Origin of the sequence: Brachyspira sp. (assembly GCF_050873525.1) — a bacterium.
Lineage (GTDB): Bacteria > Spirochaetota > Brachyspiria > Brachyspirales > Brachyspiraceae > Brachyspira.
The window spans coordinates 1-6,134 of the sequence record NZ_JBNMIZ010000161.1 but is presented as its reverse complement, the minus strand read 5'-3'; the positions used below and the strand labels follow the sequence as shown (position 1 = coordinate 6,134).

The window sequence follows — 6,134 nt, the reverse complement described above, 5'->3', positions numbered from 1 at the left end:
GAGAAAGAAAATGAAAAACATAATATTAATAATTTTTGTAATGATTACTTTTATAGCATGTAAAAGTAAAGAGGAAAAGGAATTTATTAGGTTAGTATCAAGTAGCCAGCAGTATACTCTTGCTTATAATGGTTATTATGATAGTTATTATTATATTGGAAGTGATGAAATGTATAAAAATAAAAAAGATATTCCTATTTCTAAATTTGAAGGGTATTATTTCAATGATAAAGGCGATATTTGCTATAAAGATGAAGGTGTTAAATTTATTTTACATAAAATGTTAGTTAGTAAAGAAATACATGGCGATGGTTATCGTTTCTTATATGGCGCTATATATAAAAAATCTAAAAATAATAACGATACAAATAAATTTGTTTTTGTTTATGCGTTTTATTATGAATGGCGTTATGGCGTCCCTATATGTATGATGTATGTAGAAAGCGATGATTATGAACCTCCTATTACTGAAGGAGAGTTTTTTAGATTTACAGACCATGATGAATACCGCATAGCAACTCTTACTCAAAGTGCAAAATGGGATGAAGAAATTTATAGAAGTTCAAATAAAAAATGGCATAAACCAATAAATTTTGATTAATATATTATTGTATGTTAACTACTAAAAGCAAATCATTTTATTTTTCTAAAAATGGAATGGCTTGCTTTAGTAAATGTTTTATACTGGTATTTTTTGTTCTTCTAATTTCTGAAGTTCATGCGGAATATTATAAAGACGAAATAAAAGATTTTATGGTAGTCAAAGTTAGAGACGGCGATACTTTTGTAATCAATATAGAAAATGTTCCAGATGTCTTTGGTAAAGAAATAGCCGTTCGGATAAGAGGAATAGATACGCCAGAATTAAATGATAGTCGAGAGGAAATAAGAAATATAGCTATAAAAGCAAAAGAGGAATTAGAAAAACTATTTAATAGTGGAAATAAAATTATTTTATATAATTTAGGACGGGATAAATATTTTAGACTACTTGCTTCAGTTAAAGTTGATAATATTGATGTTGCAGAGTATTTGATTAAAAAAGGTTTGGCTAAATCTTATGATGGTGGCGCTAAAGTTTGGTGAATATATATTTAATATAAGTAATTCAAACGCAAAAAAGAACAGGGATAAAACCTCGTTCTTTTTTATTATTTTCTATTTCTTAAATAACTCGCTATGTGAACCTAAATCAATTCGGGTAAGTCGCTATTTTATTTTTTAATCAAAATTTAATTAAGAATTTTATTTTTCAAATACAAATATTTTGAAGTATAATAAACTCTGTTTTGAGATTCTCTATTTCCGAAACCGAAAGCCCGCCTGCTAATCGCGAGTATCGGAGGAGCTTGTATTCTTTTTGAAATCGACATTCCCATGTATTGTCGCCACCATTTTTCCAAATCTTCCACAAATTCCAAATCGCTTTTGAAATATTTTTTTATTAGTCCTTTTTCGCATCCTATTTTTTCTTCCAATACTCCGTCAATATACATTTGCAAAATATCTTCTGGGAGAATTCTATTCCAAGATTCCATTAATGCTTTGAATAAATAATCATGATAATCATATTTTATCGGGTCGCCTTTTCCTTCGTCAACCGCTTGAGCGTTAGATAATTCCGCCGATGGAACGATATTTATACTGCCTTCGGGTATGATTTCTTTTTTGAAAATGTTTTGATTTATATATTTTGCAAGTCCGTATATTTGATACTTCCACAAATCCGCTAAAGCCGCAAAGAATCCCGCTCCGTCTCCGTATAAAGTTGAATAACCGACAATAGTCTCCGTTTTATTTGCATTGCAGGTAAACACTCCGCCGAAAGAAGCCGCCAAACCCGATAATATTCTTCCCGACCTATCTCTTGCCTGAATATTTTCCGAAACGAACGAAGACACTTTTAAAAAACTTTCTTTTCCGTCTTTTATAACGGGGCAGTTTTCAATTTGTTTTATCGTAAAATCTACCGATTCCTGTATCGGAACAACCATATAAGCGCAGCCCAAATTTTCCGCTAAAGTTTTCGCCAAATTTTTTGTAGTATTGGAATTAAATTTGCTCGGCATATTTACAAGCAAAACATTATCTTTGCCGATTGCTTGGACATACATTGCCGAAGATAAAGCCGAATCTATTCCGCCCGAAACTCCTATAACGACTTTATTTATTCCAATCGACTTCATAAATTTTCTTATCCCGTAAATAATCGTTTCGTAAATTAATTTATATTCGTTTTCTTCTTTTATAATTATCGTTTTCGGATATTCTTTTTTTCTTAAATCCATTTCAATATAATATAAACTCTCTTCGTATCGGTTTGAATCTAAAATTATATTTCCTTTATCGTCATATACATAACATCCGCCGTCAAAAGTATAAACCGTTTTTCCGTTATTTTGAATGCCGACATTATTGACATATATCAAAGGCTTATTATATTTTTTCGCAATATCCGAATACATTTTATGGCGCTTATCGTCTTTTATTAAAGTGTAGGGCGAACTCGAAATATTGATAAATAAATCCGTCCCTTCGTTTAGAATATCCATAGGCGATAAATTATAATTTGAACTCCAAGCGTCCTCGCAAATAGTAAGTCCCAGATTAATTTTCTCTCCGTTAATTTCTATTTCAATCGGTTTAAAATATTCTTTTATTAAATCGCTATTAAAATTATTTTTATTATAATTATTTTTAAAAATATTTTCAAAAATTAAATCTTTCAAACTATAAAAATGTCTCGGGTCCTCGAATTCTTTATAATTTGGAAGCAAGGTTTTTATTGTGAAAGGGTAGGGGATTTTTGACGCATGATTTTTTATAAGTTTTCCGTCTTTCGCCAAAAACAAAGCGTTATATTTTCTCACTCTTCCGTCAAAATTTTTTTTATTTCTATCTGCGGCGACATTTCCAAATATGACAAAAATATCTTTCGAGGCTTTTATTATTTCCTCTCCCAATTCTTCGCATTCTCTTATAAAAGATTCGCTTTCCCACATATCGCCGATTAAATAACCAGAAATTGAAAGCTCGGGAAATATTATCATGTCCGCTTTATTATTTTTTGCATCTTCTATAAATTTTATCATTCTTGCCGCATTGTCCGCGGGTATCGAAGGGATTATTTCAAATTGAGATAACGCTATTTTCATTTTAAAATCCTAAAATTAGTTTTAATATATTATATACTAAAAAATAATAGTTTGTCAAAAGAGTTTGAAAATTTATTTTTCGATTATATATCAACCTCAAGTAAAATATCCTGATTCGTATCAAAATGGTCCGCTAAAAAAATATTATAATTTTCTCTCTTTATTACCGAGCGAGGCTTAACTCTATTATGCCCGACTACTTGATTATAGCCAACCCAAGCGTCTTCGAGCAAATCTTCCGTATCAGCCCATAAAGGTCCCGCAAATTTATTCAATCCTCCTCTTCTAAACGAAACTATATTGCAGTCTTCTTTATCCGCTTCATAAACTTTATTAATTTCTTTTTCAATATTATTTAATCCGATATTTTCTATATTGTATTTTTTCTTTATATAATCAATCCATCCGTTAGTTATTCCCGCATGAGTGAAAATATAATTATTCGCTATGAATATCATTTTGAATAATTTTTTGTTTTCGGTAAATATTTGATGCATTTCTTTCGCGTAAGTTTTTCTATATCTGCTTGCCGTTGGGTAGCCGACTATATATTGAAAGTCATGGTTTCCGATTAATAGCTCGACTTTGTCTTTATATTTTTTCTTAAAGTCTATTACTTCCTTTAAGTTGTCTACAATTTCTTTGTCGGTAAATGTAATCCAACTGTCATCGCTATAATCTCCCATAAAGATAATTTTGTCGAATAATCCTATTTTATTTTTAAGCAATTTTTTATAACAGTTTTTGCCATGCAAGTCGCCAATAATCGCTATTTTCATTTTTTAATCCTCAAATTATTCTGCTTTATTATTATAAATTATTCATATTCATTTTCATACATTCTCTCTTTATTAATTTGAAACTCTATGTAAATAACTTCATTATTTTCAGATTCAACTTGGAATCGAATTTTATTATTGAAAATATATTTTAAAAACCAATTATGAAAAATATCTGGAAATTCTACATTTTTATAATTATTATCTATTTCAAAGTCAACCCCATATCCTCGAAATGAATATGACGGAAATTCTCTAGCATCGAGTCCAATTCCACTTGTAACTTTTTCCCATATATAAAATTTTTCAAAATAATCATATTCTAGATCTGGATCTTCTGGATATGATTCTGGTCTTACTAATGCATATCCTTCATGTCGAAAAATACATTCTCCATAAAATATTTTATCTTCAGATATGTTTTTTGGAATTTCTTTTATTGGAAATGCTCTCCACATATTTTATTCTCCTTTTTTATTTTTTACTAACATAAAATTATTAATCTTTTTTTATTATTCTGTTTAAATTACTAAATTGGACATCTCTACTTCCGCAATGGTAACATTTAATTTTTTTTAATAATCTTGCAAATATTCCTTTTCCGTTATTTTGCGAATAAAATAATTCTCCGCAAGTATTACATTTGTAAATATAAGCTGGCTTGTTAAAGTCAAATTCATTATGAAACATAAATATCTCCTTAATAATAATTATAATATTTAGCCGTTAGTAATTTGCGATTATTAACGACTAAAATATTATACCATAAATTTAATTAATCTGGCTTTTTATAATCTTCCGCTTTCTTTCCGCTTTTCACATTCTCGGTAGCATATTTTTGAACCATATCGCCGAACATTTTTACGAAATCAATATTATTGCCTTTAAGCATTTCTTCGTATAACTTATAGCAAGAAAGGTTAATAGCTTCTCCTATTCCAGCAGTCAATATAGTTGCAACCCCACCGTTTATTAAATCTGCTAATATTTTTACGCCAGGTATAAGTTTTAATATTTTAGTAATAGCTGATTTAGAGAGGAATTTTCCTAAATCTGTCATTAATAAACCTATTAATCCTCCTCCAGCACCACCTGTAATCGTAGCTTCTAATCCATCCAAATCGTAAACATATAATATATTCGCTATCATTAGCATTTGATTTGCAACCAATATTGGAGCGTCTGCAAACGGAATCGGAATAAATGCTATCCCAAAAGCTCCAGCTACATGCTTAACTATAATGCCATGCGCTCTATTCCATTTTTCATCTAAATTTACTTTTTGAGCGGATATAAAAGCATCTTTTAAAGTCTCGGGCAATTTTCCTATTGCATCCTTAATTAATCTTTCAAATTCTTCTTTAAATATTTTATGTTCCACTTTAGAGGAAGTTATATAAATATCAATATCTTTGAAATTATTATTAATTTCTTCTTTGAATTCTTTTATTTTTTCTTCCGATGCAGATTCGCAATGAGTTAAAACTACGCTTACAGGGAAATTCTTTTCTAAAAACATTTTAATTGTATCTTTATCTTGCGGTTCTATTCTATCTCCAGTGCTTGCAATACAATACCAAATTAAATTTATCTTTTCTTGTTGTATAGCGTTAATAACTTCTTTTTTAAATTGTTCCGTATCGCCTATTTCACAGCCCGGGCTATCGTATAGAATTACTCCTATATCTTCCCGTTCATGCTTTTCAACCTTATCAGTTACAGGTTCTCCTTTTGCTTCTTTGGTAACTATTTCTCCAAAAACTTTGTTAATTAGAGAACTCTTTCCAACTCCTGTTGGTCCCGAAATCAATATGCGTGGTTTTTGCACATCTTTTTGAAACTCCTTAAAAGCTTCTAATAATTTTTTACTTAATTCTTCAGCATTCATTTGCTTCTCATTAATTTTAATTTTTTATTTTTTATTTTTTATTTTTTTAATTTTTTATTTTTCTAAATTATCTGTAATAACTTTTCTTATTTTATCTTCAAAAGATTTTTTACTTATATATTTTATAGCTTCTTCAACTCTATTATCTATAAAATTATTTATATATTTGTCTATATCGCTCTTAACTTGTAAATATATAACTAAATCTTTTAAATGCTCGAATATACGAAGTAAATTAAATCCATGTAAATCGTAAATATATGTATTTGGGTCTATATTTTTCCTAGAATAAAAATTTGATATATCTATATT

Annotated in this window: 8 protein-coding genes; 2 read left to right on the top strand and 6 right to left on the bottom strand. The window is 29.0% G+C overall.

Translation table 11 applies throughout. The features are described 5' to 3' along the window. Together ACR0QS_RS10000 and ACR0QS_RS09995 are read left to right on the top strand one after the other, a co-directional pair. The coding region (locus ACR0QS_RS10000) for a hypothetical protein (protein WP_432633303.1) at positions 1 to 601 on the top strand (601 nt) is incomplete at its 5' end. A gap of 11 nt (positions 602 to 612) precedes the next feature. Further along, the gene (locus ACR0QS_RS09995) at positions 613 to 1,086 is read left to right on the top strand and encodes a thermonuclease family protein (protein ID WP_432633302.1); all 474 of its coding nucleotides are present in this window, start codon (positions 613 to 615) and stop codon (positions 1,084 to 1,086) included. A gap of 146 nt (positions 1,087 to 1,232) precedes the next feature. On the opposite strand, the gene nadE is transcribed toward ACR0QS_RS09995, so the two are convergent. The 6 genes from nadE to ACR0QS_RS09965 form a co-directional block, all read right to left on the bottom strand. After that, on the bottom strand, positions 1,233 to 3,155 hold the full coding sequence (nadE, locus tag ACR0QS_RS09990; protein WP_432633301.1) for an NAD(+) synthase: 1,923 nt from the start codon (positions 3,153 to 3,155) through the stop codon (positions 1,233 to 1,235). 83 nt (positions 3,156 to 3,238) lie between these two features. Next, complete coding sequence (locus tag ACR0QS_RS09985; RefSeq protein WP_432633300.1) at positions 3,239 to 3,934, bottom strand: metallophosphoesterase; 696 nt, start codon at positions 3,932 to 3,934, stop codon at positions 3,239 to 3,241. Between the two features lie 38 nt (positions 3,935 to 3,972). Further along, positions 3,973 to 4,392, bottom strand: coding sequence for a hypothetical protein (locus tag ACR0QS_RS09980; RefSeq protein WP_432633299.1), 420 nt, complete (start codon positions 4,390 to 4,392; stop codon positions 3,973 to 3,975). 40 nt (positions 4,393 to 4,432) lie between these two features. Further along, on the bottom strand, positions 4,433 to 4,624 hold the full coding sequence (locus tag ACR0QS_RS09975; protein WP_432633298.1) for a zinc ribbon domain-containing protein: 192 nt from the start codon (positions 4,622 to 4,624) through the stop codon (positions 4,433 to 4,435). An 85-nt stretch (positions 4,625 to 4,709) separates the two neighbouring features. Beyond that, complete coding sequence (locus ACR0QS_RS09970) at positions 4,710 to 5,822, bottom strand: GTPase (RefSeq protein WP_432633297.1); 1,113 nt, start codon at positions 5,820 to 5,822, stop codon at positions 4,710 to 4,712. A 54-nt stretch (positions 5,823 to 5,876) separates the two neighbouring features. Next, positions 5,877 to 6,134, bottom strand: a 258-nt coding sequence (locus ACR0QS_RS09965; protein ID WP_432633296.1) for a hypothetical protein, incomplete at its 5' end; no start/stop codon positions are given.

What these genes read in the sequence shown, in the direction of transcription:
- ACR0QS_RS09995 (WP_432633302.1), top strand. Translation starts at nt 613, where the DNA reads ATGTTAACTACTAAAAGCAAATCATTTTATTTTTCTAAAAATGGAATG.
- nadE (WP_432633301.1), bottom strand. Translation starts at nt 3,155, where the DNA reads ATGAAAATAGCGTTATCTCAATTTGAAATAATCCCTTCGATACCCGCG.
- ACR0QS_RS09985 (WP_432633300.1), bottom strand. Translation starts at nt 3,934, where the DNA reads ATGAAAATAGCGATTATTGGCGACTTGCATGGCAAAAACTGTTATAAA.
- ACR0QS_RS09980 (WP_432633299.1), bottom strand. Translation starts at nt 4,392, where the DNA reads ATGTGGAGAGCATTTCCAATAAAAGAAATTCCAAAAAACATATCTGAA.
- ACR0QS_RS09975 (WP_432633298.1), bottom strand. Translation starts at nt 4,624, where the DNA reads ATGTTTCATAATGAATTTGACTTTAACAAGCCAGCTTATATTTACAAA.
- ACR0QS_RS09970 (WP_432633297.1), bottom strand. Translation starts at nt 5,822, where the DNA reads ATGAATGCTGAAGAATTAAGTAAAAAATTATTAGAAGCTTTTAAGGAG.